Source organism: Pseudomonas sp. FFUP_PS_473, from assembly GCF_002858665.1.
Lineage (GTDB): Bacteria > Pseudomonadota > Gammaproteobacteria > Pseudomonadales > Pseudomonadaceae > Aquipseudomonas > Aquipseudomonas defluvii.
This window is the reverse complement of the sequence record NZ_PJQQ01000003.1, coordinates 75,803-101,868: the sequence shown is the minus strand read 5'-3', so window position 1 is coordinate 101,868 and position 26,066 is coordinate 75,803. Positions and strand designations below refer to the sequence as shown.

Sequence of the window (26,066 nt, the reverse complement as noted above, 5' to 3'; positions counted from 1 at the left end):
CACTTACAAAATAAAGCCGTACCAGGGGGCGGCTCAAGGATGAAGAATAGCCAGAAACTGTTCGGTGCCAGCTTGCTTGCGCTGGCAATCAGCGGTTGCGCCGTGACCAGCCAGCCGATCGAGCGCAGCGCCAGCGAGGAACGTGCACGCACTGACCTGGTGTCCATGTTCAAGGATCAGGAGCCGATCAACGGTCCGCTGACGTTGCACCAGGCCATGGCTCGCGCGGTGAAGTACAACCTTGAAGCACGCCTGAAAGTGATGGAAGAAGCCCTGTCAAGGCGCCAGGTCGACCTGGCCCGCTTTGATATGCTTCCACGCATGGCCCTTGCGGCCGGTTATGCAGGCCGCAACAACACCAGTGCGTCGAGCAGCCAGAGTATCCGGACCGGCACCCAGTCGCTGGAACCTTCGACCTCTCAGGACCGTGACCGCGAAGTGGCAGACCTGACCATGGTCTGGAACGTGCTCGACTTCGGTGTCAGCTACGTCAGCGCCAAACAGCAGGCTGACCAGCGTCTGATCCTCGAAGAGCGCCGGCGCAAAGTGATCCACACCATCACCCAGGACGTACGTTCAGCGTATTGGCGTGCGGTGGCGGCGCAGCGCCTGCTGACCCAGATCGACGGCCTGATGAGCCGCATCCACCAGGCCCGGGACAACAGCCAGCATATGGCTGCCCAGCGCGTCGGTGATCCGGTGCAGACCCTGAGCTACCAGCGGGCCCTGATCGAAGCCACCCGTCAGTTGGAAGAGCAGCGCCGCGCACTGTCGCTGGCCAAGACCGAGCTGGCGGCGCTGATCAACCTGCCGCTCAATACCAACTTCACCCTGGCGCCGGAAGAAGGCTACGTGGTGCCGCAGTTCAAAGGTGACCTGCAGGCGCTCGAACAGCAGGCCCTGGCCAGCCGTCCTGAACTGCGCGAGCAGGACTACCAGGCGCGCATCAGCGCCGCGGAAACCCGCAAGGCCATGCTGCGCATGCTGCCGGGCCTGGAGTTCTCCGCTGGCGGTCATTACGACAGCAACACCTTCCTGACCAACCAGAGCTGGGCCGACTACGGGGTGAAGATCACCTGGAACCTGTTCAACGTGCTCTCGGCACCGACGGCGATCAAGGTGGCCGAGGCCGGCCAGGATGTTGTTGCAGCCCGTCGCCAGGCGATGTCCATGGCGGTGCTGGCACAGTTGTATGTGGCTAACGCCAACTTCAACGAAGCCGTGCGTCAGTTCCACACCAGCGAAGAACTGGCCAGCCTCGATGGCCAGATCGCCGAACAGCTGCGTAACCGCTACCAGACGCAGAACATTGGTGAACTGGAGCTGATCCAGGGTGAACTGAACAACCTGCAGACCCAGCTCAAGCGCGACCTGTCCTACGCCGAGCTGCGCAATGCCTACGCCCAGTTGTATGTCAGCTCAGGTAGCGATCCGCTGCCGGACACCCTGCCGGATAACAACCTGCAGACCATCGCCACGGCACTGCAGAACAACGAGGCCAACTGGAATCGTTGATCGCTGTTTCTGGGCCGCTTTGCGGCCCTTAGCGAGCAAGCGCCCCCCCGCAAGGGGCTCTTGCGCTGCCCCCTGTTAAAGCATGTGCCGGGTACGTGCTGAAACCCGCGCTGGCGCCATCGAGGCAAGCCTGTATCCCGCAGAGAACGCATGACACTTCAGCATCTGCATACCTACTCCAAACGGCCGCGTTTTGATCGCGGTACGGCGCCATATCATGGCACGCTAAAGCGAGCGGCTTTAGGCGGTTATCGGTATGGTGGCGATAAGCCAAAAGGGAGTTGAGCTATGAAGCTTGGTCGGATGCAACGCGCTGTTCGTGTTCCCCTCGTGTGTGCAGTGCTGGCATTGATGATGCCGAGTGCTGCATTCAGTAGCCCACCCACCCCCAATGCGCTGGAGAGTGATCCGGCCAAAATGGGCTGGATGGTCGGGTCGCCACCCCCTCCCGAGCGTATTATTCGCTTCGAAGATGGCAGTTACTTCCAGTATCCGCAGTGGCGTTGGAGTGTCGCGCACTTCAGGGAGTTGATGCCGACGATTAATGTGTCGCGTGGCATTGGTGCACCCAACACGCTCGAGCGTGAGCTGCAGGCGGGTATTGATGAGGTAAGTTTTGTCCCGATGGGTATCGACCGCTCGATGACCTGGCGCGATTCGTTGTTGGCGAACTACACCGATGGCATCGTCGTGCTGCACAAAGGGCGCGTCGTGTACGAGCGCTATTTCGGTGTATTGAAGCCCGAAGGGCAGCATGCAGGGATGTCAGTGACCAAGACGTTCATCGGCACGCTGGCGGCGATGATGGTGGCCGAGGGCTCGCTTGATCCTGAGCGCAAGGTGGTTGAGTACGTGCCAGAGCTTGGCAAGTCGGCCTTTGGCAGTGCGACCGTGCGCCAGTTGATGGACATGACCGCGGGCATACGCTTCAGCGAGAACTACGCCGACCCCAAGGCTGAAGTATGGGCGCATGCTGCCGCCGGTAGCCCTCTGCCTAAGCCGAAAGACTACACCGGCCCGCGTTCGTACTACGAGTTCCTGCAAACCGTGCAGCCAGAAGGTGTTCACGGTGAGGCGTTCCATTACCGCACGGCCAATACCGATGCCTTGGGCTGGGTGTTGGCGCGGGTGAGTGGTAAAAACGTCGCGCAGCTGCTTTCCGAGCGTATCTGGAGCAAGCTGGGGGCGGAGCAGGATGCCTACATGACGGTCGACTCGACGGGTACGCCGTTTGCGGGTGGTGGTTTCAATGCGGGGCTGCGTGATTTGGCCCGGTTCGGTGAAATGATCCGCAACGAAGGGCGGTACAACGGGCAGCAGGTCGTGCCTAAGGCTGCCGTGGATGACATTCGCCGCGGTGCCAGCAAGGAGGCCTTTGCCAAGGCCGGCTACGCCACATTGGCCGGCTGGAGCTACCACGACATGTGGTGGAACACCCATAACGAGCATGGTGCCTTCATGGCGCGAGGAGTCTATGGCCAGGCACTCTATATTGATCCAAAGGCCGAGGTGGTGATCGCACGGTTCGCCAGCCATCCCGTCGCCGCCAACGCGGCCAACGATGCGACATCGTTGCCGGCCTACCATGCCGTGGCCAAGTACCTGATGAGCCGGTAGCGCCAGGCCGCTATTCAATTGACGCTGCACCCTCTGTTGGGCAGTCTGGTGTCAGCGCCGTTGAATAACTCATAACACGTCGGAGCCCATTACCCCTCATGCCCGTTACCAGCCCCTCTCTCACGCTCGCCCTGCTACAGGCCCGCGAAGCAGCCATGGCGTTCTTTCGGCCATTGCTCAACCAGCACGGTTTCACCGAGCAGCAATGGCGGGTCATCCGCATTCTGCGTCAGCAGGGCGAGATGGAAAATTATCAGTTGGCGGAGCAGGCCTGCATTCTCAAGCCGAGCATGACCGGGGTGCTGGGGCGTCTGGAGCGCGACGGTATCGTCAGCCGGCGCAAGCTTGCCCATGATCAGCGGCGGGTCATGATCAATCTGACGGCAAAGGGGCAGCAGTGCTTCGTGTCCATGATTGACGAGGTGGAGGCGAACTATCGGCGCATTCAGCAGCAGATGGGCGAGGAGAAGCTGCAGCAACTGCTTGGCTTGCTGGAAGAGCTCAAGCAGATCAAGCCCTGAGTGTGTCGCACCTGCCCAGGGTTGCGGGCAGGTGCGCGTCAAGCTTAGAACAGTGCCAGCGTGTAGCCGAGGATGATGCGGTTTTCGTCGATTGCGGTTTTCAGGCCGTCACCGGAGCGGAAGGTCGCGTTACGCAGGCGTATGTTCAGGCCTTTCAGTGAGCCGTCCTGGAAGGTGTAGACCAGGTCGGTATCGCGTTCCCACTCTGTGCCGCCCTGCACGGCGGCAGTCTCGACGTTCTTGGCGTTGACGTAGCGGGTCATGAAAGCCAGCCCGGGAATGCCCAGGCCCGCGAAGTCATAGTCGTAACGGGCTTGCCAGGCGTCGGTCTCGGCTTTGGTGAAGGCGTTGTAGGTCACCAGGTTGACCGAGTACGGGTCTACGCCCGGGAACGCGAAGTCGCCATCTCCCGACAGGTTCTGGTAGCCCAAACCGAATTTATGCGCACCCACCGCCAGGGTAGTCATGCCGTTGAAGAAGCGGTTGTCGATGTGCCCGCCATTGACCCGTGCCGCACTGCGAAAGCGTTTCTCGCCGTCTTCGCCGGTGCTGAAGTAGCGCAGGTCGGTTTTCAGGCTGACGCCTTCGCCCAGTTTCCAGGTGTGTACCAGGCCGGCGAAGTGCTGCTGGTAGATGTCTTCCATCTTGGCGAAGTAGTAGCTCGCCGTCAGGTTCGGGGTGAGGTTGTAGCTACCGCCGGCCAGGTCGAGGTGATCGCTTTCCACGCCGCCGTAGTTCATCTCATCGTTGCTGGATGAGTCGCGCAGGTTGATCTTGTCCAGGCGCCCGGCGTTGAGGGTCAGGCCGTCGATTTCCTGCGAGGTCAGCAGGCCGCCGGAGTAGGTGGAGGAGAGCAGGCGCGTGTCGTTATACGAGACTACGGGCAGAAGGGGCTGCAAGGTCCCCACCTTGAGCACGCTTTTCGATACCCGCAGTTTTGCGGTCATGCCCAGTTCGCTGTAGTTGTCTTCCGGCTCCAGGCTTTGCCGGCCATAGGGCAGCAGGCCGGTGTTGCGGCGGTCACGGCTGGAGTCGAGTTTGATCCCGACCTGGGCGAGTGCATCCACCCCAAAACCCACCGTGCCTTCGGTGAAGCCTGACTCGAAGCGGCCGGTCAAGCCTTGTGCCCACTCTTCGGCTTTGGCCTGAGGGGCATTGTCCTGGCGGAAGTCGCGGTTCATGTACATGTTGCGCGCTTCGATGCGTGCGGTGCTGTCACCGATGAAATCGGCCAGTGCGACGCCGCTGAAACTGCTGGCGATTGCACAGGAGAGCAGGGGCAGTGAGCCCAATTTCCTTATCATTATTGTTATCTCTAGGCATTTTTGTTTTTGGAGTGAAGGCCCCTTTGCGCGGTAGGGGCTTGCAGCTGAAAGTTAGCTACTTGTTAAGCTGTTAACAACATTTTTTTAGATTTTTAGCCGAAGGAGCTTCATTTGAAAAACAGAGTAATCATGCTAATTAACTGATTTTTAAGAGTTATTAAATTTTTTGTCGGGATTTTTGGTAGCTTCAGCTCATTTTCAGGCATGACGAGCCGGTTGATAAAATTAACCTGTTAACGTATCAATGCCTCCCATGCCGGCACGAACCACGGCTGCGCACACGACTACAAAAACAAAACGGAGCTACCACAATGAAGAAAATCAAAGCTGCCGCCCTGTGCATGGCGATGACAGGTGCCCTGTCGGCTCATGCCGAGACCTACACCCTCAAGGTCGCGCATTTCCTGCCGTCCACCTCCAACGCTCAGGTCAACATCATTCAGCCGTGGTGCGATCAGCTGCGCCAGGAATCCCAGGACCGCCTGCAATGCCAGATCTATCCGTCGATGCAGTTGGGCGGCACGCCGGCCAAGCTCGCGGATATGGCCCGTAACGGGGTTGCCGATATCGTCTGGACCGGCCCGTCGTACTCCGCCGGCAAGTTCCCGCGGGTCGAGGCGCTGGAACTGCCGTTCGTGCTGCCTTACGGCGGCAAGGTTGGTAACCAGATCATCTGGGATTACTACGAGCAGTACGCCAAGGACGACTTCAAGGACTACAAGGTGTTGGTGATCCACGGTGACGGCGGCATGAGCCTGCACACGCGCGGCAAGGCGGTGCAGAACCTGGCGGATCTGACAGGCCTGAAGCTGCGCGCCTCCAGCCGTACCGCCGCCAAGACCATCGAAAGCCTGGGTGCCACTCCAGTCAGCATGCCGCCCGCGCAGATGACTGAAGCCATTTCCAAAGGTGTGGTGGATGGCGCCCTGGCGTCCTGGGAAGTGGTGCCGGCGACCAAGCTCAACGAAGTCACCCAGTACCACAGCGCCACGCCGGCCGGGCAGCCAGCCTTCGGTTACACCGTACTGGCCATGCTGATGAGCCAGCGCAAGTTCGACAGCCTGCCTAAGGACCTGCAGGCGATCATCGAGCGCAACAGCGGCAAGGCGTTGTCCGAACGCTTTGCCAACTCCTGGGACAACGCCATGGACCGCGCCCACGACGCTACCCCGGCTGAAGGCCTGGTCGAAATCAATGGTGCGGCCTACGCCGACATGCAGGCGGCGGCTGCGCCGGCGGTCGATCAATGGGTCAAGGAAGTGGCCGGCAAAGGGCTCAACGGCCAGGCGCTGGTGGACGGTGTGCGTAAGCTCTCCCGCGCAGCGCAGTAACCGCCCATGAACGAATCCTTGGACTTCAACGTCGCCTCGGACGTAACACAGGGGAGTGGCCGAAGGGCCTTGATGCAGCTGGCCCAGGGCTTTGCCCTGGCCGGCGGGCTGACGTTCATGGCATTGATCGGCATGTCGCTGGTGTCCATTGTCGGGCGCAAGCTGTTTTCGGCGCCGATCCGGGGGGACATGGAGTTGATGGAGGTGGGTGCCTCCTTTGCCATCGCTGCGTTCCTGCCGTTGTGCGAGCTGCGCGGTCAGCACATCAAGGTCGATGCGCTGACCCAGTGGTTGCCAGCACGGGTGCGTGACCTGCTGGATGTGTTGGCGCACCTGCTTTGCTGCGCCGTGGCGTGGATTATGGCATGGCGCACCACACAGCAGATGTTCGACAACCATGAAAACGGCGATGTCACCACATTGCTGTCGTTCCCGCTGTGGATTCCGTTAATGCTGATCGTGCCTAGCCTGGTGCTATTGGGTGTGTGCGCGCTGGCGCGTATTGCCGACATTTTCCACCGTATGGGAGGTCGCGCATGAGCGGTCTGAGCCTGGGTCTGATTGCGCTGTCCATTACCATGGTGCTGTTGTTACTGCGTGTGCACATCGGCATCACCATGCTGATCGGTGGCGCGGCCTGTTTCTGGGCGGTGAACAACGGCGATCTGTCGAGCCTGTTGTTCACCCTCAATGATCTGGCCTATTCGCGCCTGTCCAACTACGACCTGGCAGTCATCCCGCTGTTTGTGATGATGGGCCAGTTCGCCACCCACGGTGGCCTGTCACGTTCGATCTTTCGCTGTGCGTCGGCGTTCATCGGCCACTGGAAGGGCGGCATGGGCATGTCGGCGGTTGGTGCTTGCGCAGGTTTCGGGGCGATTTGCGGGTCGTCCCTGGCCACGGCAGCGACCATGAGCCATGTGGCATTGCCCGAGTTGCGCCGGCACAACTATTCCGGTCGTCTGGCGACCGCGACCGTTGCTGCCGGTGGCACCCTGGGTATCCTGATTCCGCCGTCGGTGCCGTTGATCATCTATGCCGTGCTGACCCAGGAATCGATTGCCAAGCTGTTTGTGGCGGCGATCGTGCCGGGGGTTGTTGCCATCATCGGTTACATGATCGTGTTGCGGATCATGGTCTCCCGTGACGAAAGCCAGGCCACGGTGTCGCCGAAGGCAACGCGGGTGGAGCGGCTCAAGGCACTGGTTCAGGTGTCGCCAGTGATTGGCGTTTTCCTGGTGGTGATCGTCGGCATCTATGGTGGTTGGGCCAACCCCACCGAAGCGGCTTCGATCGGTGCGGCGGCCTGCGGCATCCTTGCGGTTCAGCAAGGTGGCATGCGCTGGGACGGTATTCGGGCGAGCCTGTTGGGTACGGCAGAAACCTCGGCGATGATTTTTCTCGTGCTGCTGGGCGCAGACCTGCTCAACTCCGGCCTGGCCCTGACCCAGATGCCCACGGAGTTGGCCGCGTGGGTGATCAACAGTGGTCTTGCACCGATGCTGGTGCTGGCCGTCATCCTTGGCCTGTACCTGCTGCTGGGCTGTGTGATGGATTCGTTGGCGATGATTCTGCTGACCATCCCGATCTTCTATCCGATGATCATGGGCCTGGATTTTTATGGCCTGGACGCCTCGGAAAAATCGATCTGGTTTGGCATTCTGGCCTTGATGGTGGTGGAGATCGGGCTGATTCACCCTCCGCTGGGCATGAACCTGTTCATCGTCCAGCGCACCGCGCGCGACGTGCCTTACAGTGAAACCGCGATAGGTATCGTCCCGTTCCTGTGTTCGGACCTACTGCGCATTGTGTTGCTGGTCGCGTTCCCCGCTCTCAGCTTGTGGTTGTTGAGTTTCTAACGGCTACCTGTTGGCGCAGGCTTGCCTGCGATGGCGTCGGCGGGGTGTCAGTGAGTGCGCGGTGTTTGCATCGCGGGCAAGACCCGCTCCTACAGCTGGCGCGGGTTCTGCTGGAGCAGGCTTGCCTGCGATGGCGGCGCTTGGATCGTGATCAGAAGGCCAGTTTGTAGCCAATCAGCAGCAGCATGCAGGCCAGGCACGGGCGCAGTACGTTGTCGGAGATACGGCCGGTCAGGTGGCTGCCGATGTAGATCCCGGGCAGCGAGCCAAGCAGCAGGTAGCCCAGCAGGGTCCAGTCCATGTTGCCCATGCTGGCGTGGCCGAGGCCGGCGACCAGGGTCAGGGGCACGGCGTGAGCGATTTCGGTACCGACCAGGCGACGGGTAGCCAGGTACGGGTAGAGCAGGAACAGTGCCACGGTGCCCAAGGCGCCAGCGCCGATGGACGTCAGGGAAACCATGATGCCAAGCACGATGCCGGTGATCACGGTCAGGATGTTCAGGGTCTTGTCGCTGAGGTGGTAGTGGTCGCCGGCGTGTTTGCTGGCGAAGGCCTGCAGGCGGCTTTTGAACAGAATCGCCAGTGCCGTCAGTACCAGTACCACGGCCAGGCCCTGCTTGATCACCGCGTTCAAGGCCTGGGTGTCAGTGTGCAGGGTGGTGAGGAACCAGAGTGTCAGCGCTGCGGCTGGAACACTGCCGAGCGCGAGCCAGCCGGTGATTTTCCAGTCGATGTTCTTGTTCTTGCCATGAACCCAGACGCCACTGCCCTTGGTGATGGCAGCGTAGAGCAGGTCGGTGCCTACCGCCGTAGCCGGGTTGATGCCGAACCAGAGCAGGATCGGAGTCATCAGCGATCCGCCACCAACGCCGGTCATGCCGACGATGAAACCGACAACCAAGCCTGCAACGGAAAAACCTAAGTAACCTGCATCCATAATCTATCTAAGCACCAGACGAGCTGTGAGCGGGGCGCGAGAAGCATAACGGCTTTTTTTATAGCCAAATATAATTATGTGCTATTAGATTATAACCAGATGTTGAGTGGGGCATTGGAGTCAATGCCCCTGTTGCTGCGTCAGGTGATGGCCGCGGCCGTTACCACAGCGCGATGCTGTAACTCAGGATCAGGCGGTTCTCGTCCAGCTTGTTGCCAAAGTGGTTGGTGCGCACGGTAGCGTTGCGCCATTTGATGCCGAAGTTTTTCAGCGTACCGCTCTGGACCACATAGCCGATATCGGTATCGCGCTCCCATTCCTTGCCTTCAGGCTTGCCGGCGCCGAGGTCGATGTTGTCGCCCTGCAGGTAGCGGGTCATGAAGGTCAGGCCGGGAATGCCCACGCTGGCGAAGTTGAAGTCGTAGCGTGCCTGCAAGGACTGTTCGTCCTTGTTGGCGAAGTCACCGATCTGTACGAAGTTCACCAGGTACGCGTCGGCGCCGTTGATGTAGGCAAAACCGGTGTCGCCGCTCATGCGCTGGTACCCCAGGCCAAAGGCGTGGCCCTGGATACCGTAGGTGAACATCGCGCCAAATGCCTTGTTGTCGACGTTGCTGCCACCCTCATCAAGGGAGCGGGCGAAACGCAGGTCGCTTTTCAGCGATTGCCCTTCACCCAGTGCCAGTACGTGGTTCAGGCCAAGGAAATGCTGGCGGTAGAAGTTGTCCAGCCCGCCGTAGCCATAGGTGGTGTTCAGGCTGTCGCTCCACTTGTAGGTGAGGTTGGCGAAGTTGAACTGGTCGCTGTTGGTGCTGCGGGCCTTGATGTTCTTCGCCCCACCGGTGGTGATGGCCATGTCTTCATAGTCGGTGGAGTCGCGCTGGTTCACCTGGCGCACCTGACCGAGGTCGACGTTCAGCTTGTCGATTTCCTGCGAGTTCAGTTGCCCGCCCTCGAAGGTTTGCGGCAGCAGTCGAGAGTCGTTGGCCATCAGCACTGGCAGCTTGGGTAGCAGCGTGCCGGCTTTCAGTACGCTCTTGGAGACGCGTACTTTGGCGGTCATGCCCAGTTCGCCGTACTCGTCCTGAGCGCGGTGTGGTGCTTCGCGGTCACGTTGCAGCAGGCCGCTGCCGCTGCGATCCGGGCTTGAATCGAGTTTGACCCCGAGCAGGCCGATGGCATCGACGCCGAAGCCGACCGTGCCTTCGGTGAAGCCGGACTCATAGCGTAGCAGAAAGCCCTGGGCCCATTCCTCAGCCTTGTTTTGAGGCGCGTTGTGCTGGCGAAAGTCGCGGTTGAAGTAGAAGTTACGCAGCTCCAGGTTGGCTTTGCTGTCCTTGAGAAACTCTGCGTTGGCAGGTGCGCAGAGGCCGGCCAGCGTTGCCGAAACCAAAAGGCGGGTAGCGATGGGATGCGTGCGGTACATGGTAAAGCCCTTTTATTGTTATTGAATGGGGTACGGCATGGCCTGCACCGGTCGCGGTTGCGATCGGTGCAGGTGGTTGCAGGTGATACGGTCAGCGGTTTACGCGGATCAATGGGCGACTGCCGTGGCGGCACCCAGGCCGGTCTGGGCACGTACGAACTGGTCGTCGAATGCGGCACGTTCGCGGGCGGCTTGCGCACTGCGGTCGAGCTTGGACACCAGCACGATCACCAGGAAGGCCAGTGGCATGGAGAACAGTGCCGGGTGGTCATACGGGTAGATCGCCTGGGCATTGCCAAGCACCGACACCCAGACCGCAGGCGACAGGATCACCAGCGTCAGGGCGGTGACCAGGCCGACGAAACCACCGGCCAGGGCGCCCTTGGTGGTCAGGTCTTTCCAGTACATGGCCATGATCAGTACCGGGAAGTTGGTGGAGGCGGCGATGCCGAAGGTCAGGCCCACCAGGAAGGCGACGTTCTGCTTCTCGAACAGGATGCCCAGGAGGATGGCGATGATGCCCAAGCCGACCGTGGCGATACGGGTTACGCGCATCTCGTCTTTTTCGCTGGCGGTACCTTTCTTCAGTACGGTGGCATACAGGTCGTGGGAGATCGCCGACGCACCGGCCAGGGCCAGGCCCGACACGACGGCCAGGATGGTGGCGAAAGCCACGGCCGAGAGGAAGCCGAGGAACAGGTTGCCCCCCACGGCCTTGGCCAGGTGCATGGCAACCATGTTGCCGCCGCCGATCAGGGCGCCTTTGAGGTCGCCGCCGACATAGAACTGCGGGTCAGTGCCGACGATCACAATCGCGGCATAACCCAGCACCATGACCACGAGGAAGAAGAAACCGATGAAGCCGGTGGCAAAGAACACCGACTTGCGGGCTTCCTTGGCGTTCGGCACGGTGAAGAAGCGCATCAGGATATGCGGCAGGCCGGCAATACCGAACACCAGGCCAAGCGACAGCGAAGCTGCGTTGATCGGGTCGGCGAGCATCGAGCCGGGGCCCATGATGTTCCAGCCCGTAGCGTGGGCTTCAACCGCGCGGGTTGCCAGGGTTTCAAAGCTGAAGCCGAACTCGGCCATGGCCAGCAGGGCCAGGGTCGTGCCGCCGGCCAGCAGCAGTACAGCCTTGATGATCTGTACCCAGGTGGTGGCGATCATGCCGCCGAAGATCACATAGACCAGCATCAGCACGCCAACCACCATCACGGCGGTGGAGTAGTCCAGGCCGAACAGCAGCTTGATCAACTGACCCGCGCCGACCATCTGCACGACCAGGTAGCAGCACACCACGGTGAGCGAGCCGAACGCCGCGAAGGTGCGGATTTTGGTCTGGTCCAGACGGTACGAGACGATGTCGGCGAAGGTGTAGCGCCCCAGGTTGCGCAGGCGCTCGGCCATCAGAAAGGTGATGATCGGCCAGCCGACGAAGAACGCCACGGTGTAGATGAAGCCGTCATAGCCTTTGGCGAAGACCAGGCTGGACAAGCCGAGCAGGGTGGCCGCCGACATGTAGTCACCGGCAATCGCCAGGCCGTTCTGGAAACCACTGATGCCGCCGCCAGCGGTGTAGAAGTCCGAGGTCGACTTGGTTTGCCGTGCAGCCCACCAGGTGATCATCAAGGTGCCAAGGACGAACACGAAGAACATACCGATGGCGTGGAGGTTGATCGGCTGTTTTTCCGCCACGACGAGGGGGGCGGCGAAAGCGGCGGCCGGTGCCAGCAGCAGGCTGGCAAGGCCAAGGGAGGCGAGGCGACGGCTCATTTCAACTCCTCCAGCAGGTCGGCACTCAGTGCGTCGAAGCGGGTGTTGGCGCTGCGCACGTACCAGCCGGTGAGCAGCCAGGACAGCACGATGATTGCGGCCGCGACCGGGATCCCTACCGTCAGTTGGCGGCCTTCGGCCAGAGGGGCATGCAGTACGTGCGGGTAGAACGCGACCACCAGCATGAACAGGTAGTAGGCGCCCAGCACGGCGGCACTCAATGACCAGGCCAGGCGCGAACGGCTGCGTACCAGGCGTTGGAATTTGGGGTTGGCGCGGATGCGGTCGCAACTCTGCGCATGGGACAGCTCAGCGTTTTTCATCGGTGTGGCTCCTTGTTTTTTTTATTGCCTGGTGTGCCCTGCAGCCGTTTTTTGGGTGCACGGCGTCGTGGCGATGGGCAGCAGCCTTTCGCCAGGAAAAACGGGTAAGCGTCGAGTGCTGTGTTACGCCGGCGGAATCATGTCGCGCAGCGTTTCAGCTCACTCGGAATCGACTGATCAAAACGGGGGAATGTGGGGAAAGCCGGCGCTAGGTTCGCTCGGGTAGAGCGTATTGAAGGTAATAAGACGCGCGCGTGCAGGGACTGGTCCCTGTGTGAAGATCGACATAACTGGCACCCGGTGGCTGATTATTAGCTCTTGATGTTTGCTGCACCCTTGTCGGAGGGAAGCAGCGCAGATGGCTCCGCGCACCTTATATAACAATGTCGGTCAGTTATGGAAGTACTACCTGCGTTGTATAGTATTAGTACTATATATTTTGCCTCGAAAATTCAGGGTTTACGGCTTCCGCCCGGCATGTGCTGTCTTGCTGCAAACACATGGGCTTGCTGTTGTCTCACGTACAGTGGATCAACAAGGTGTCGCCGATTGCACAGGCATTCGATCGTTTTGTTTGTATAAGTTATTGATAATAAAGAACTAAGTGGCTGGCATGGTTTGTGAGACGTACTCGGCAAGAGCGCCTGATGTGGCGTAGAACCTGTTGCGTACTGGAGAACTCCCATGCCCCGTGAAATTCGTTTGAATGCTTTTGAGATGAACTGCGTCAGTCATCAGTCTCCTGGCCTCTGGGCGCATCCCCGGGACCGTTCCTGGCAGTACAAGGACCTGGAGTATTGGACCGACCTGGCCAAGTTGTTGGAGCGTGGCCGTTTCGACGGCATTTTCATCGCGGATGTCATCGGTATCTACGATGTGTTCAACGGCAATGGCGATGCGGCGATCCGTCAATCGACCCAGGTACCGGTCAACGATCCGCTGGCGCTGATCACCCCGATGGCGCTGGTGACCGAGCATCTGGGTTTCGGTCTGACCGCGTCGTTGAGTTTCGAGCACCCCTATCCGTTTGCCCGCCGCCTTTCCACCCTCGACCACCTGACCAAGGGGCGTATTGGCTGGAACATTGTCACCTCGTACCTGGACAGCGGTGCGCGTAACCTCGGGCAGAAAGCCCTAAGCGATCACGATGCCCGTTACGACTATGCCGACGAGTACCTTGAAGTGCTCTACAAGCTGTTTGAGGGCAGTTGGGAGGAGGGTGCGATACAGCGTGATCGTGAGCGGCGTATTTTCAGTGACCCGAGCAAGATCCATGGCATCAAGCATGCCGGCAAGCATTTCCAGGTTCCGGGCATTCATCTCTGCGAGCCGTCTCCACAGCGCACTCCGGTGCTGTATCAGGCGGGGGCCTCCAGCCGTGGCAAGCAGTTCGCGGCTGAGCATGCTGAATGTGTGTTTGTTGCGTCACCGTCGAAAATCTTGCTGAAGAAGACTGTGGCGGACATTCGTCGGCGTGCTGCCGAAGCCGGTCGCGATCCGCGTAAGGTGCTGGTCTTCAACCTGCTGACGGTGATCGTCGGCGAAACCGATGCCCAGGCCCAGGCCAAGTGGCAGGACTACAAGTCGTACACCAGCTATGAAGGCGCTTTGGCCCTGATTTCGGGCTGGACCGGCATCGACTTTTCCGAGTACCAACCGGATCAGGTCCTCAAGCACATCCATACCAACGCTATTCAGTCGGCGGTCGAAACGTTTTCCACGGCCGACCCGAACAAGCAATGGACCGTAAAAGAGTTGGCCGACTGGGTGGGCATTGGCGGCTTCGGCCCGCTATTGGTGGGCAGTGCGCAAACGGTGGCGGATGAGTTGCAGGCATGGGTTGAGGAAACCGACGTGGATGGTTTCAACCTGGCCTATGCCCTGGCTCATGAAACCTTCGCCGATGTGGTCGAGCTGTTGGTGCCAGAGTTGCAGAAGCGTGGTGTCTACAAGACGGAGTACGCTCCCGGCACCTTGCGCGAAAAACTCTTCGGCGAAGGCTCGCGTTTGCCGCAGAACCATCCTGCTGCCGATTACCGCGATCTCGCCGCGCTGGCGGCACGTGAAGAAGACGCTTCAGTACTGGCCTGATCCCGGCGGGATAACAGGCCACGATGATTGAGCCGCCCCCTCGTCGATGTGACGAGGGGGCGTTTGCTTCAGCCCTGTTTAGCACCACCACCGATCTGCCAGACATACGGTGGTTCGGTGCCGTTGATCTCCCAGTCACCGATGATCCGTTCCTTGTAGATCAGCGGGTTGTGCGAGGCGGCGGTGCGGGCGTTGCGCCAATGACGGTCGAGCAGTTTGCTGGTGCTGGTGGCTGAAGCGCTGAGGGCGTTGAACAGGTCGCTGGTGGCGCGCAGGACCAGCTCGGCAATGACGACCTGGCCTTGAGCCGACTCCAGTTCGGCGGCGATGTTGGCTGCGCGCTCAGCTTCAGCATCATTGCCAAAGTGGCTCTCGTAGGCGCGCTGCGCGGCAGCGGCAGCACGCAGTGCCGTGGCTTCGGCGGCATAGGCCTGGGCCGAAGCCTTGCCGACCACCTGCTGAACCTGGGCATCGTCACTGGCCGCGGCAGCATTGCCCGTGCTGAAAATGCGCGTGCGTTTGCGCACTTCTTCGGCGATGTCGCGCACGGCTGCGCGACCGGAGCCTGCCAGTACCGCCAGCAGTACCAACTGATAGAACGCTGTCTGGTACTTGAAGCGGGTGGCGAAGTCGAACAGGTTTTCGTCTTCGACCACAACGTTATCGAACACCGAGGTGCCGCTGCCAGTGGTGCGCTGGCCAAAACCGTCCCAGTCGTCGCTGAGGGTAATGCCGGGTTGCTGGACACGAACCGCAGCGATGACATCACCGCCAGTGTCGTCACGTTGGGCATAGAGGTCGATCCAGTCGGCAAAGATACTGCCGGTGCTGTAGTACTTGGTGCCATTGACCCGCCACTGATCGCCTTGGCGCGAGACACGGGTAATCACCTGCCCCAGCTTCACGGCGCCTACTTCGGTCCAGGCATTGCCCACCAGGTCGCCGTCGAGAAAACGTTTGAACCAGACGTCCTGTGGCGTGTTGGCGTGAGCGTTGAGGCGATCTTCGACAAAGGCGAAGTGGCCGCGCAGGGCTTGCGGCAGGTTGGAGTCGGCTTCGGCCAGTTCGATCAGCAGTTGGAACAATTGTGGCAATGAGGCGCCGGCGCCACCGTATTGCACCGGTACGCGCACGGCGCCAAAGCCGGCTTCCTTGAGCCATTTTACTGGCTCGTAGGGCAGGCTGCGGGTGCGCTCGCGTTCGAGGGCGCCGGCGGCGATGCGGGTGAAAATCGGCCGGAATCGCGCAGCCAGTTGCTCATAGTCGGTTCCGGTGGAGAGGGGGTGCGGAATGTGCTGTTGCTGGGCAGTCATGCTGTCGCTCCTGTGAGGGCATTAAACAAAGCCGCGAACCGGTCTGGTCGCTGTCCTGCGGTGTAATGCACAGGCCATGCCCAGCATGGAAGGGCCCGTAATCCGTGGTGTCTGGCACGTTCTGGCTGCTTTCTGATGTCGGCTGGCGGGCACGTTGTGGAACTGCTGCTGCCCAGGCAACAGCTGCGTCAGGAGGCTGTGCAGGCATGTCGGCAATGGCCTGCTGCGCGCAAGTGTTTGCCCGGCAACAGATGATCAGCAGCTTGCCTGCTGCGGTACATCGAGCGATGTTCGCTGATTTCTGTTAAGTCATTGAAATATAAGTAATTAATACGATGGCACAGTTGCTGCTATAGCCCTTGTGTGGATGCCGCGGTGGCATGTCCAGGCAGGGGTCGATCAATGAGCAGAATACTGAAAGTCGTCGCAGTCTCGGGGAGCGTGCAACAGCCCTCACGCACCTTGGTGCTGCTTAACGCGCTGGTGGCAGAGCTGGCGCAACAGTTGCCCATTGAGCTGCAACTGATTGAGCTGGCCAAGGTCGGCCCGCAATTCGCCGGTGTGCTGCGCCGTGAGGATTTGCCCGCCGCGGTACAGGCAGACCTGCAGGCCATCGAAAGCGCCGATTTGCTGATTGCGGCAACCCCGGTGTACCGCGCGTCCTATACCGGCCTGTTCAAGCACCTGTTCGACTTTGTTCATCACGAGGCCTTGAAGCAGGTCCCCGTGCTGTTGGCCGCCACCGGTGGTTCGGAGCGCCACGCCCTGATCATCGACCATCAGCTACGACCGTTGTTCGGCTTTTTCCAGGCGCTCAGCCTGCCAGTTGGCGTGTACGCCGCAGAAGCCGATTTCGATAACTACCACATCAGTAACACGCAGCTGCGCGAGCGTATCGAGCGGGCGGTCGAGGCTGCGGTCGCAAGCCTCGGCCCACGTTTTCAGCGCAACGCCAGCGCAGCCTGATTCAGCCCTTTCAACTCAATGGAGTACCTGCAATGAGCCAAGAACAGATCAAGTTTGCCTATTGGGTGCCTAACGTCAGCGGTGGTCTGGTGGTCAGCAAGATCGAACAGCGCACCAGCTGGGACATCGACTACAACCGCAAGCTCGCGCAAATCGCCGAGAACGCCGGCTTCGAGTATGCGCTGTCGCAAATCCGCTTCACCGCCGGTTATGGCGCGGAGTACCAGCATGAATCGGTCACCTTCAGCCATGCACTGCTCGCCGCCACCACGCGCCTGAAGGTGATTGCTGCGGTACTGCCAGGGCCTTGGACTCCGGCGTTGTTGGCCAAGCAGATTGCGACCATCGATCACCTGACGGGTGGGCGGGTGGCCATCAACGTGGTGTCGGGCTGGTTCAAGGGTGAGTTCACCGCGATCGGCGAACCGTGGCTGGAACACGATGAACGCTACCGTCGTTCGGAAGAGTTCATCACTGCACTCAAAGGTATCTGGACCACCGACAACTTCACCCAGCGCGGTGACTTCTATCGCTTCCATAACTACACCTTGCGGCCCAAGCCACTGCAGCAGCATCCAGAGATCTTCCAGGGTGGCAGCTCGCGGGCCGCTCGCGATATGGCGGCACGGGTGTCTGACTGGTACTTCACCAACGGCAATACCGTAGACGGCATCAAGGCTCAGGTGGATGACATCAAGGCCAAGGCTGCGGCGAACAACCATACGGTCAAGGTCGGTGTGAACGCATTCATCATCGCCCGCGACACCGAGGAAGAGGCCCGCGCGGTGCTCGCCGAGATCATCGACAAGGCCGATCCGGAAGCGGTCAACGCCTTTGGCGATGCGGCGCGGCAAGCCGGCAAGGCCAGCCCGGAAGGCGAAGGCAACTGGGCCAAGTCCAGTTTCGAGGACCTGGTGCAGTACAACGATGGCTTCAAGACCAACCTGATTGGTACGCCGCAGCAGATCGCCGAACGCATCGTCGCTCTGAAAGCCGTGGGGGTGGATCTGGTGTTGGGTGGTTTCCTGCACTTCCAGGAGGAAGTCGAGTACTTCGGGCGCAAGGTACTGCCATTGGTCCGTGAACTGGAAGCCCGGCGTTTGGTCGACAAGGCCGTAGCCTGAGGCGGGAGTCGTTATGGTTCAGTTTGCGCAACACAGCCCTGATGCCCCTGGCACCTTGCCTGAATGGTTGCAGCGACAGGCGGCTGACCACGGTACACGTCTGGCCCTGCGGCACAAGCATCTGGGTGTCTGGCAGGTGCGTACCTGGCAGCAGTTGGCAGATGAAGTCCGTCGCTTGGCCTCGGCGCTTCAACTGCGTGGTTTTACCGAGGCGAATACCCTCGTGGTGTTGAGCCGTCCACGCCCGGAAGCCCTGATCGCGGCACTCGCTGCGCAATGGTTGGGCGGTGTTGCGGTGTTGTTCGATCCGTTGCAGGGCGGTGCTGCTCAGGTTGAGTTGTTGCGTGAGCTGAACCCTGGTTACTTCTTTGCTGAAGGCGCTGAGGAACTGGCGCAGGTCGGTGCGGCGAATCTGAATGCTGCTCTGCTGTTTTATGCCGATGGTCGAGGCTTGGCCGCCGAGCATGCAGAAACAGCGCTCGATTATGCCGTGCTTGTGGCACGGGCGGCCGACCCGGCGCTCAAGCTGAAGGCGCGCACGGAGCGCAGCGCCTTCATCTTTTACCGTTTGCATGAGGGCCAGCACATCGAATTGCAGCGCATCAGCCATGCAGAGCTGGTGCGCGAAGGGGCGCGTCTGGTACAGCTTGAACACCTTGGGCCGGGCGAGGAAGCACTGGCCGCCCGGGCCTTTGCCGCCAGTGGTCAGGCGCGCTACTTGCTGGCGCCGTGGCTGATTGCCGGGTTTCGCCTGAACTTCCCCGAGAGCCTGCACACCCGTGACCGTGACCGCGATCGCCGTGAGCTGGGGCCAACCTTGGTGGCCGGGACCCGGGAGACCTATGGCCGTTTGCACCAGGAGGTGCTGGCACGTCTGCCGGATGAGGGCACCTGGCAGCGGCGGCTGGTGGATTGGGCGCTGGCGGCGCATCCGGGCGTACTCAGGCGTGTGCTCGGTTACTGGCTGGTGCGGCGTGCGCTGCGCGACATCCTTGGCTTCAGCCGCATACAGGCACCGTTGTTGGTCGGGGAGCCGTTGGCAGAACCAGCGCAGGCCTTTTTTGCCGCGCTGGACATTCGTGTGCGTGCCTGGCCAGACCCCGCACGTTGGCAGGTGGCGCCGAGTGAGCCTGCCAGCCGTATCAGTGGTTGGATTGACGACCATCCACAATTGGCTTGATGAGGAGAGCGAACGATGTCCACAAGCCACTCTGCTGTTCCGGCGCCGCTACTGGCGCTGGACAATATTTCCCTGTCCTTCAAGGGCGTCAAGGCGGTTACCGGCATCAGCTTTTCGGTCGCGCCCGGTGAGATCTGCGCCTTGATCGGGCCTAACGGTGCCGGCAAGAGTTCGTTGTTGAATGTGATCAACGGTGTGTACCAGGCACAGGAAGGTCACATTCATTTTGCCGGCCAGGTGCGGCGCCGCATGCGTCCTCACGACGCGGCGCAACGCGGTATCGCCCGGACCTTTCAGAACATCGCGCTGTTCAAGGGCATGACGGTACTCGACAACGTCCTGACCGGGCGCAACCTGAAACGGCGTAGCACTTGGTTGGAGCAAGTGCTGCGGGTGGGGCGAGTCGCGGCTGAAGATGACCTTCAGCGCGCTGCGGCAGAACGGGTCATTGCGTTTCTGCAGATCCAGCCGTGGCGTGATGCGATTGTCGGCACCTTGCCCTACGGTTTGCAAAAGCGGGTTGAGTTGGCCCGTGCCTTGGCCGCGGAACCTACCTTGCTGTTGCTGGATGAGCCAATGGCCGGAATGAATGCCGAAGAGAAGGCGCAGATGAGCCGTTTCATCGTCGACATCAACCGCGAATTCGGTACCACCGTGGTCTTGATCGAGCACGACATCGGCGTGGTCATGGGCATTTCGCACCATGTGGTGGTGCTGGACTACGGCCGCAAGATTGGCGATGGCCCGCCGGATCAGGTCCGGCAAGACCCTGAGGTCATTGCTGCTTACCTCGGTACCCGACACTAACGCGCGTTTACGTGTTTGCCGTCCTGCGTTGGGCGGTTGGCTTCGTATTGCCCGAAAAGCAGGAAACGACATGTATTTTTTCTTTGAAGTACTGATCGGCGGTTTGCTGGCCGGGGTGATGTATGCCCTGGTGGCCATCGGGTTTGTGCTGATCTACAAGGCCTCCGGCGTGTTCAATTTCGCTCAGGGCGCGATGGTGCTGTTCTCCGCGCTGACCTTTGTCAGTTTGCTGGAGCGCGGGTTGCCGTTCTGGTTGGCGTTTGTGGTGACCCTGGCGGCGATGGTGCTGTTGGCCCTGGCGGTTGAGCGGGTGGTGCTGCGGCCGTTGGTCAACCGCTCACCGATCACCCTGTTCATGGCCACGCTCGGTCTGTCGTACATGATCGAAGGTTTTGCCCAGGCGCTGTGGGGCGCGCAGGTGCACGGCCTTGACCTGGGCATCAGTGATGAGCCGTTGGCGTTGGGCGGCATGTTGCTGTCTTCGTTCGACCTGTTTGCGGCAGCCACGGCAGCGCTGCTGGTACTGGTGCTGTCATTGCTGTTCAGCAAGACCCGTATTGGCCTGTCGTTGCGGGCCGTGGCCGACGATCCCGTCGCAGCCTTGGCCGTGGGCATTCGCTTGCAGCACATCTGGGCCGTGGTGTGGGCCGTGGCAGGGTTTGTCGGCCTGGTCGCCGGGCTGCTCTGGGGCGCTCGCCTGGGCGTGCAGTTCTCCCTTTCGCTCATCGTGCTCAAGGCCTTGCCGGTGCTGATCATTGGCGGGTTCACCTCGATCAGTGGGGCGATTGTCGGCGGCTTGATCATCGGCGCCAGCGAGAAACTTGCCGAGGTCTACCTCGGGCCGTTCGTGGGCGGGGGGATCGAGAACTGGTTCCCCTATGTCCTGGCGTTGCTGTTTTTGCTGGTGCGTCCAGCCGGATTGTTTGGCGAACGTGCCATTGAGCGGGTTTGAGGGAGAGTGCCATGTTGTACAACGAAGCCGGTCAGTTCAGTACCCGTTACGCCCAGGATCGTCGAGTGTTCCGCTTGCGTCAGGATCGCCACGCATTGCTGGCGCTGCTGCTGTTTGCCTTTGTGGCGGTGCCTTACCTGGGCAATGACTACTGGTTCAGTGCCATCCTGATTCCTTTTCTGGTGTTGTCGCTGGCCGGGCTTGGGCTGAATTTGCTGACGGGCTATGCCGGGCAACTCTCCCTCGGTTCGGCGGCCTTCATGGCGGTAGGGGCCTTTGCTACCTACAACATCGAACTGCGAGTACCGGGTTTGCCGCTACTGCTGAGCCTTGTGCTGGGCGGCGTTTGTGCGGCCCTGACGGCGTTGCTGTTCGGTTTGCCCAGCCTTCGCATCAAAGGCTTCTACTTGCTGGTGTCCACCCTGGCTGCGCAGTTTTTCGTGCAATGGGCGTTGACCAAGTTCAGCTGGTTTTCCAATGACAGCGCCTCTGGGGTGATCAGTGCGCCGCCGCTACACCTCATGGGGGTCGATTTCAGTTCGCCGGCGGGCCGTTACCTGTTCACGCTTGGGGTGGTCGTGGTGCTGTTCTGGCTGGGCAAAAACCTGGTGCGCAGTGAGTTGGGGCGTAACTGGATGGCGGTGCGCGACATGGACACTGCCGCTGCAGTCATCGGTATTCCGCTGCTCAAGACCAAGCTGCTGGCCTTTGCCATCAGCGGCTTTTTCCTCGGCATTGCCGGCGCACTGTGGGCCTTCACCTACCTGGGTACGGTAGAGCCGCATGGCTTCGACCTGAACCGCTCATTCCAGGTGTTGTTCATCATCATTATCGGTGGCCTGGGCAGCTTGCTCGGCAACTTCCTCGGTGCAGCGTTCATCGTGCTGTTCCCGATCCTGCTCTCGAACCTGGCCGGGCTGTTGCCTGCGGGCCTGATCGATGCCGGGCAGGTCGAGAACCTGCAAAAGATGGTGTTCGGCGCACTGATCATCCTTTTCCTGATCAAGGAACCAGAGGGGCTGGCGCGCCTCTGGCAACGCTTTCGCGAGCGCGCACGGCGATGGCCGCTGCGCTACTGAGCGAATCCCTGCAGGCGGAGCGTGCTCCGCAGTTCACCCTTCAGGCGCAAGCCATAGCTCAACGATTCGACAAGGAAACACGCGATGTTCAAACGATCTTTGCTCAGCAGCCTCGCGCTGGCCGTGAGCTTGAGTGCCACTGCCTTCATCGCCAAGGCCGATGGCGAGCAGTACTTCCCGCTGCAAAGCTACCGTGTTGGCCCTTACGCGGCAGGCGGTACCGGGTTCTTTGGCGGGTTTATCGATTACCTCAAGTACGTCAACGCCAATGGTGGGGTCAATGGCGTCAAGTTGACCTGGAGCGAGTGCGAAACCGAGTACGTGGTGGAGAAGGGCGTTGAGTGCTATGAACGCCTGAAGAACGGTTTGAACGGGGCGCCGGCCGCTGCGACCAACCCGCTCTCGGTAGGCATTGCCTACGCCACCCTGGACCGCTCGACGGCAGACAAATTGCCCTTGATCACCATCAACCACGGGCGCACGGACTCTACCGATGGCAGCGTGTTCCCCTATGCCTTCCCGTTGCAACTGAACCCGTATTCCGAAGTGTCGGCGATCATCAACTACATCGGCCAGCAGTCGGGTGGCCTGGACACGTTGAGTGGCAAGAAGATCGTCACGCTCTACCATGGTTCACCCTATGGCAAGGAGACCAATGAGGTGCTGCAGGCGTTGGCCGACAAGTATGGCTTTACCCTGACCTTGCTGGAGGTGCCGCACCCTGGCAACGAACAGCAATCGCAGTGGCTGAACATCCGTCGCGCCAAGCCGGACTGGGTCATTCTGCGAGGCTGGGGTGTCATGAACCCGGTTGCCTTGAAGAGCGCGCAGAAGGTCGGCTTCCCGGCGGACCGAATCATCGGCAACATCTGGAGTAACTCCGAGGAAGACGCCGCACCGGCAGGGGCTGCAGCCAAGGGCTTTATCTCGATTACCACGCACCCCTCCGGGACCACGTTCCCGGTGACGCAAGGGATCAAGAAGGACGTTATCGATGCCGGTCATGGCGACCTCGCCGATCCAAAACGCTTCGGGACCGTCTACTACAACCTGGGTGTGGTGAACGGCATCCTCAACGTCGAGGCGGTACGCCTGGCGCAGGAAAAGTACGGCCACAAGCCATTGAGCGGCGAGCAGGTGCGCTGGGGCTTTGAGCACCTGAAGCTGGATGAGGCGCGGCTCAAGGAACTGGGCGCGCTAGGCCTGGTGCAACCCCTGCAACTGTCCTGCTCCGACCATGAGGGCGGCGGTGCCGTGCGCTTCCAGCAGTGGGATGGGGAGAAGTGGAACCTGATCAGCGATTGGGTGCAGGCCGACCGCGCACTACTGCGGCCAATCATCGAAGCTTCTGCACAAAAGTACGCGAAGGAGAAAGGCATCATCCCGCGCGACTGCAGCAAAGACTCCTGATGCTGCATCGACACCGGGGCACATGTGCCCCGGTGTTGTTCCGGTGGTGTTGTCCCGGTGTTGTCTGGGGCAACGACCGGGTCGCCGTTGATGAACCGCTGCGAAGACGCGAGGCCACCACCCTAGGAGTAGAACGTCGGGGTTGGCAGTTGAGCATTCAGCGCCCAGTCACCCAGCTCTTGCAGTTTGTAGTCCACAGGATCATGCAGAGACTGTGTGCGCAGGTTGCGCCAGTAGCGGTCGAGGCGCAGGGCCGCGTGGGTGGAACGGGCACCGGTCACTTCAAACAAGCGGCTGGTCAGGTCCAGGCCGATGCGTGTTGCCGCCACCTTGGCGGTTGCGATGGCGACGGCCAGTTCACCGCGTTCTACGCTATGCAGTTGATGCTCCTTGCGCCAGGCCTGATCGAGCAGCGCGTTCGCCCGTTCGGTGAGCAATCGCACGCTTTCCAGGCCGACCCAGAACTCGCCATAGTGGCCGAGGATGTAAGGGTCTTCGTTGGCGTGTTCAACCTTGGCCTTGAACCACGGGCGGGTTTCCTTGAGGGTGTAGTTGCGGGCTTCGACGAAGGCGCCTTCGGCAATGCCAAGGAACATGTTGACGAAGGTGAGCTGCGCGATCAGCGGGCGCAGGCAGGCGAAGGGCGTACTCAAGGGGCCGGGCTCGAGCAGCAACTCGTTTTCCTCGACCCGTACCCGTTCAAAGGTCGCACTGCCACTGTCGGTTTGCCGTTGACCAATGTTGTCCCAGTCTCCGTGCAGGGTAATGCCGGTGCGCCCGCTTGGGATGGCGGCAATCAGCAGTTTGCCCTGGGTGGACTCATCCAGCGCCGAGGCAATCAGCATTTCCGAGTCGGCCGAGCCCGAGCAAAAGCTTTTGCGCCCTGAGAACTCACGCCAACCAGCGAGTTTTTTCGAGACGGTACGGGTATCCAGCGGGTTGAGGGCGTTGCCCCAGAACCAGTTGTTGCGTGCTGTCAGCTCGAACCACGGTTGCCATTGGTCTGGCCGGGAGAACAAGCGCACAGTAGCCAGCATCAGGTGCTGGAAGCCAAAGACGTGAGCGATCGAGCTGTCGACCTTGGCAAATTCGCGAACAATGTTCAGCGTCTCTGTCCAGTTGGCGCCCAGGCCGCCGTATTGCGTCGGAATGATCAAGCCCAGCAAGCCGCTCTGGCGCAGTGCATCGCGCTCGGCTTTCGGTGTGCCGCCGAGGCGGTCACGTTCCGCGGCGCTTTCGGCGAAGGTGCTGGCCAGCGCTTGGGCAATCTGCAGTGGCGTCAGGCGTGCGGATTGATGAATAGCAGTCACAGGCTGTCCTCATCGGGGGGTAGGGGGGGCTTGAGGCGCGTCCATCAGGCTGGTTGCGCGGTTGCCTGGGTGGGCAGCACGTCGTTGGCGATCATTTCGCCAAAGGGGCCTGAAAGGTTGGTGACACCGCGGCCTGCCAGGCTCGCATAGGGATCCGGCAGCAGCGGAAAGACCAGTTCGGCAAAGCGATAGGCTTCTTCCAGGTGCGGGTAGCCGGAGAAGATGAAGCTCTCGATGCCGAGGTCGGCATATTCCTTGATCAGCCCGGCCACTTGTTGCGGGTCACCGACCAGGGCCGTGCCTGCACCGCCACGCACCAGGCCAACGCCCGCCCAGAGGTTCGGGTAGATCTCCAGTTGGTCGCGCCGACCACCATGCAGCGCGGCCATGCGCCGTTGCCCCTCGGAATCGAAACGCGAGAAGGACTGCTGCGCGGCGGCAATGGTTTCGTCGCTGATGTTGGCGATCAGCTTGTCGGCTGCTTGCCAGGCTTGTTCGGCGGTCTCGCGGACAATCACATGCAAGCGAATGCCGAACTTCACGGTGCGCCCATGTTTGGCTGCGCGGGCACGGACATCGGCGATCTTTTCGGCGACAGCCGCCGGTGGCTCGCCCCAGGTCAGGTAGACATCCACCTGCTCGGCGGCCAGTTCGTGGGCTGCGTCGGAAGAGCCGCCGAAATACAGCGGTGGATAGGGTTTTTGCACGGGCGGGTAGAGCGCCTTGGCGTTTTGTACTTGCAGGTGCTTGCCGTCATAGTCCACGGCTTCGCCCTGCAGCACACGCCGCCAGATATGCAGGAACTCGCCACTGGCCTCATAGCGTTCACTGTGGCTCAGATGCAGGCCATCTCCACGGTTTTCGTCCGGGTCACCGCCGGTTACCACGTTGATCAACAGGCGACCTGCGGACAAGCGATCAAGGGTCGCGGCCATGCGTGCAGAGACCGTCGGCGAAATGATCCCGGGGCGGATCGCTACCAGGTAACGCAGGCGTTCGGTCAGCGGTACCAGGGCAGAGGCCACTACCCAGGAGTCTTCGCAGGAGCGTCCAGTGGGTATCAGTACGCCGTAGTAACCGAGGCTGTCGGCGGCCTGGGCTACCTGTTTGAGGTAGGGCAGGGTGACGGGGCGGGCGCCCTCACTGGTACCCAGCAAATGGCCGTCGCCGTGGGTGGGCAGAAACCAGAAAACATTCATGTCGG

22 protein-coding genes are annotated in these 26,066 nt (G+C 60.9%); 14 read left to right on the top strand and 8 right to left on the bottom strand.

Translation table 11 applies throughout. The features are described 5' to 3' along the window. Nucleotides 1-39 precede the first annotated feature (39 nt). The 3 genes from CYD26_RS03020 (at nucleotide 40) to hpaR (ending at nucleotide 3,653) form a co-directional block, all read left to right on the top strand. Complete coding sequence (locus tag CYD26_RS03020; RefSeq protein WP_102051773.1) at nucleotides 40-1,515, top strand: TolC family protein; 1,476 nt, start codon at nucleotides 40-42, stop codon at nucleotides 1,513-1,515. 351 nt (nucleotides 1,516-1,866) lie between these two features. Beyond that, a complete protein-coding gene (locus tag CYD26_RS03015) occupies nucleotides 1,867-3,132 on the top strand; it encodes a serine hydrolase (protein WP_256587942.1) in 1,266 nt (421 codons plus the stop codon). 98 nt (nucleotides 3,133-3,230) lie between these two features. Beyond that, nucleotides 3,231-3,653 (top strand): homoprotocatechuate degradation operon regulator HpaR, encoded by a 423-nt coding sequence (gene hpaR / locus CYD26_RS03010; RefSeq protein WP_102051772.1) that lies wholly within the window; start codon nucleotides 3,231-3,233, stop codon nucleotides 3,651-3,653. 44 nt (nucleotides 3,654-3,697) lie between these two features. Here the strand turns inward: hpaR and CYD26_RS03005 are convergent, their stop codons facing one another. Continuing rightward, a complete protein-coding gene (locus tag CYD26_RS03005) occupies nucleotides 3,698-4,957 on the bottom strand; it encodes an OprD family porin (protein WP_065761739.1) in 1,260 nt (419 codons plus the stop codon). Between the two features lie 332 nt (nucleotides 4,958-5,289). On the opposite strand from CYD26_RS03005, the gene CYD26_RS03000 reads away from it, so the two are divergent. Genes CYD26_RS03000 through CYD26_RS02990 form a run of 3 tightly spaced genes read left to right on the top strand, consistent with a single transcriptional unit; the run spans nucleotide 5,290 to nucleotide 8,168 of the window. Further along, nucleotides 5,290-6,309, top strand: a complete 1,020-nt coding sequence (locus CYD26_RS03000) for a TRAP transporter substrate-binding protein (protein ID WP_102051771.1) — start codon at nucleotides 5,290-5,292, stop codon at nucleotides 6,307-6,309. Between the two features lie 6 nt (nucleotides 6,310-6,315). Then, nucleotides 6,316-6,849 carry a TRAP transporter small permease gene (locus CYD26_RS02995; RefSeq protein ID WP_065761740.1) on the top strand — a complete coding sequence of 178 codons (534 nt, stop codon included), beginning with the start codon at nucleotides 6,316-6,318 and terminating at the stop codon, nucleotides 6,847-6,849. Continuing rightward, entirely contained in the window at nucleotides 6,846-8,168 is a 1,323-nt protein-coding gene (locus tag CYD26_RS02990) for a TRAP transporter large permease (RefSeq protein ID WP_102051770.1), read from the top strand. The genes CYD26_RS02995 and CYD26_RS02990 overlap by 4 nt, the downstream gene beginning before the upstream one ends. A gap of 151 nt (nucleotides 8,169-8,319) precedes the next feature. On the opposite strand, the gene CYD26_RS02985 is transcribed toward CYD26_RS02990, so the two are convergent. The 4 genes from CYD26_RS02985 to CYD26_RS02970 form a co-directional block, all read right to left on the bottom strand. Beyond that, nucleotides 8,320-9,105 carry a sulfite exporter TauE/SafE family protein gene (locus CYD26_RS02985; protein ID WP_065760131.1) on the bottom strand — a complete coding sequence of 262 codons (786 nt, stop codon included), beginning with the start codon at nucleotides 9,103-9,105 and terminating at the stop codon, nucleotides 8,320-8,322. Between the two features lie 160 nt (nucleotides 9,106-9,265). Next, the gene (locus tag CYD26_RS02980) at nucleotides 9,266-10,531 is read right to left on the bottom strand and encodes an OprD family porin (RefSeq protein WP_102051769.1); all 1,266 of its coding nucleotides are present in this window, start codon (nucleotides 10,529-10,531) and stop codon (nucleotides 9,266-9,268) included. 108 nt (nucleotides 10,532-10,639) lie between these two features. Beyond that, nucleotides 10,640-12,307, bottom strand: a complete 1,668-nt coding sequence (locus tag CYD26_RS02975) for a cation acetate symporter (RefSeq protein ID WP_178081684.1) — start codon at nucleotides 12,305-12,307, stop codon at nucleotides 10,640-10,642. Further along, nucleotides 12,304-12,630, bottom strand: a complete 327-nt coding sequence (locus tag CYD26_RS02970) for a DUF485 domain-containing protein (protein ID WP_065760128.1) — start codon at nucleotides 12,628-12,630, stop codon at nucleotides 12,304-12,306. Before CYD26_RS02970 ends, CYD26_RS02975 begins: the two co-directional genes overlap by 4 nt. A 684-nt stretch (nucleotides 12,631-13,314) precedes the next feature. Between CYD26_RS02970 and CYD26_RS02965 the strand changes: the two genes are divergently transcribed. After that, complete coding sequence (locus CYD26_RS02965; RefSeq protein WP_102051768.1) at nucleotides 13,315-14,721, top strand: LLM class flavin-dependent oxidoreductase; 1,407 nt, start codon at nucleotides 13,315-13,317, stop codon at nucleotides 14,719-14,721. 68 nt (nucleotides 14,722-14,789) lie between these two features. Here the strand turns inward: CYD26_RS02965 and CYD26_RS02960 are convergent, their stop codons facing one another. Beyond that, complete coding sequence (locus CYD26_RS02960; RefSeq protein ID WP_065760126.1) at nucleotides 14,790-16,034, bottom strand: acyl-CoA dehydrogenase family protein; 1,245 nt, start codon at nucleotides 16,032-16,034, stop codon at nucleotides 14,790-14,792. A gap of 402 nt (nucleotides 16,035-16,436) precedes the next feature. Between CYD26_RS02960 and msuE the strand changes: the two genes are divergently transcribed. The 7 genes from msuE (at nucleotide 16,437) to CYD26_RS02925 (ending at nucleotide 23,552) form a co-directional block, all read left to right on the top strand. Then, nucleotides 16,437-17,000 (top strand): FMN reductase, encoded by a 564-nt coding sequence (msuE, locus tag CYD26_RS02955; RefSeq protein WP_102051767.1) that lies wholly within the window; start codon nucleotides 16,437-16,439, stop codon nucleotides 16,998-17,000. A gap of 32 nt (nucleotides 17,001-17,032) precedes the next feature. Beyond that, nucleotides 17,033-18,124, top strand: coding sequence for a dimethylsulfone monooxygenase SfnG (gene sfnG, locus CYD26_RS02950; protein WP_099775376.1), 1,092 nt, complete (start codon nucleotides 17,033-17,035; stop codon nucleotides 18,122-18,124). 13 nt (nucleotides 18,125-18,137) lie between these two features. After that, nucleotides 18,138-19,304: an AMP-binding protein gene (locus CYD26_RS02945; protein WP_102051766.1), complete on the top strand. Its 1,167-nt coding sequence runs from the start codon at nucleotides 18,138-18,140 to the stop codon at nucleotides 19,302-19,304. Between the two features lie 15 nt (nucleotides 19,305-19,319). Then, nucleotides 19,320-20,111 carry an ABC transporter ATP-binding protein gene (locus CYD26_RS02940; protein WP_065760122.1) on the top strand — a complete coding sequence of 264 codons (792 nt, stop codon included), beginning with the start codon at nucleotides 19,320-19,322 and terminating at the stop codon, nucleotides 20,109-20,111. 70 nt (nucleotides 20,112-20,181) lie between these two features. Then, on the top strand, nucleotides 20,182-21,063 hold the full coding sequence (locus tag CYD26_RS02935; RefSeq protein ID WP_102051765.1) for a branched-chain amino acid ABC transporter permease: 882 nt from the start codon (nucleotides 20,182-20,184) through the stop codon (nucleotides 21,061-21,063). 11 nt (nucleotides 21,064-21,074) lie between these two features. Then, the gene (locus CYD26_RS02930; protein ID WP_065760120.1) at nucleotides 21,075-22,142 is read left to right on the top strand and encodes a branched-chain amino acid ABC transporter permease; all 1,068 of its coding nucleotides are present in this window, start codon (nucleotides 21,075-21,077) and stop codon (nucleotides 22,140-22,142) included. Between the two features lie 84 nt (nucleotides 22,143-22,226). Next, nucleotides 22,227-23,552 carry an ABC transporter substrate-binding protein gene (locus tag CYD26_RS02925; RefSeq protein ID WP_102051764.1) on the top strand — a complete coding sequence of 442 codons (1,326 nt, stop codon included), beginning with the start codon at nucleotides 22,227-22,229 and terminating at the stop codon, nucleotides 23,550-23,552. 122 nt (nucleotides 23,553-23,674) lie between these two features. On the opposite strand, the gene CYD26_RS02920 is transcribed toward CYD26_RS02925, so the two are convergent. Then, complete coding sequence (locus CYD26_RS02920; protein ID WP_099775371.1) at nucleotides 23,675-24,862, bottom strand: acyl-CoA dehydrogenase family protein; 1,188 nt, start codon at nucleotides 24,860-24,862, stop codon at nucleotides 23,675-23,677. A 44-nt stretch (nucleotides 24,863-24,906) separates the two neighbouring features. Further along, nucleotides 24,907-26,061, bottom strand: coding sequence for an FMNH2-dependent alkanesulfonate monooxygenase (gene ssuD, locus CYD26_RS02915; protein WP_102051763.1), 1,155 nt, complete (start codon nucleotides 26,059-26,061; stop codon nucleotides 24,907-24,909). Nucleotides 26,062-26,066: the final 5 nt, after the last annotated feature.

What these genes read in the sequence shown, in the direction of transcription:
- CYD26_RS03020 (WP_102051773.1), top strand. Translation starts at nt 40, where the DNA reads ATGAAGAATAGCCAGAAACTGTTCGGTGCCAGCTTGCTTGCGCTGGCA.
- CYD26_RS03015 (WP_256587942.1), top strand. Translation starts at nt 1,867, where the DNA reads ATGATGCCGAGTGCTGCATTCAGTAGCCCACCCACCCCCAATGCGCTG.
- hpaR (WP_102051772.1), top strand. Translation starts at nt 3,231, where the DNA reads ATGCCCGTTACCAGCCCCTCTCTCACGCTCGCCCTGCTACAGGCCCGC.
- CYD26_RS03005 (WP_065761739.1), bottom strand. Translation starts at nt 4,957, where the DNA reads ATGATAAGGAAATTGGGCTCACTGCCCCTGCTCTCCTGTGCAATCGCC.
- CYD26_RS03000 (WP_102051771.1), top strand. Translation starts at nt 5,290, where the DNA reads ATGAAGAAAATCAAAGCTGCCGCCCTGTGCATGGCGATGACAGGTGCC.
- CYD26_RS02995 (WP_065761740.1), top strand. Translation starts at nt 6,316, where the DNA reads ATGAACGAATCCTTGGACTTCAACGTCGCCTCGGACGTAACACAGGGG.
- CYD26_RS02990 (WP_102051770.1), top strand. Translation starts at nt 6,846, where the DNA reads ATGAGCGGTCTGAGCCTGGGTCTGATTGCGCTGTCCATTACCATGGTG.
- CYD26_RS02985 (WP_065760131.1), bottom strand. Translation starts at nt 9,105, where the DNA reads ATGGATGCAGGTTACTTAGGTTTTTCCGTTGCAGGCTTGGTTGTCGGT.
- CYD26_RS02980 (WP_102051769.1), bottom strand. Translation starts at nt 10,531, where the DNA reads ATGTACCGCACGCATCCCATCGCTACCCGCCTTTTGGTTTCGGCAACG.
- CYD26_RS02975 (WP_178081684.1), bottom strand. Translation starts at nt 12,307, where the DNA reads ATGAGCCGTCGCCTCGCCTCCCTTGGCCTTGCCAGCCTGCTGCTGGCA.
- CYD26_RS02970 (WP_065760128.1), bottom strand. Translation starts at nt 12,630, where the DNA reads ATGAAAAACGCTGAGCTGTCCCATGCGCAGAGTTGCGACCGCATCCGC.
- CYD26_RS02965 (WP_102051768.1), top strand. Translation starts at nt 13,315, where the DNA reads ATGCCCCGTGAAATTCGTTTGAATGCTTTTGAGATGAACTGCGTCAGT.
- CYD26_RS02960 (WP_065760126.1), bottom strand. Translation starts at nt 16,034, where the DNA reads ATGACTGCCCAGCAACAGCACATTCCGCACCCCCTCTCCACCGGAACC.
- msuE (WP_102051767.1), top strand. Translation starts at nt 16,437, where the DNA reads ATGAGCAGAATACTGAAAGTCGTCGCAGTCTCGGGGAGCGTGCAACAG.
- sfnG (WP_099775376.1), top strand. Translation starts at nt 17,033, where the DNA reads ATGAGCCAAGAACAGATCAAGTTTGCCTATTGGGTGCCTAACGTCAGC.
- CYD26_RS02945 (WP_102051766.1), top strand. Translation starts at nt 18,138, where the DNA reads ATGGTTCAGTTTGCGCAACACAGCCCTGATGCCCCTGGCACCTTGCCT.
- CYD26_RS02940 (WP_065760122.1), top strand. Translation starts at nt 19,320, where the DNA reads ATGTCCACAAGCCACTCTGCTGTTCCGGCGCCGCTACTGGCGCTGGAC.
- CYD26_RS02935 (WP_102051765.1), top strand. Translation starts at nt 20,182, where the DNA reads ATGTATTTTTTCTTTGAAGTACTGATCGGCGGTTTGCTGGCCGGGGTG.
- CYD26_RS02930 (WP_065760120.1), top strand. Translation starts at nt 21,075, where the DNA reads ATGTTGTACAACGAAGCCGGTCAGTTCAGTACCCGTTACGCCCAGGAT.
- CYD26_RS02925 (WP_102051764.1), top strand. Translation starts at nt 22,227, where the DNA reads ATGTTCAAACGATCTTTGCTCAGCAGCCTCGCGCTGGCCGTGAGCTTG.
- ssuD (WP_102051763.1), bottom strand. Translation starts at nt 26,061, where the DNA reads ATGAATGTTTTCTGGTTTCTGCCCACCCACGGCGACGGCCATTTGCTG.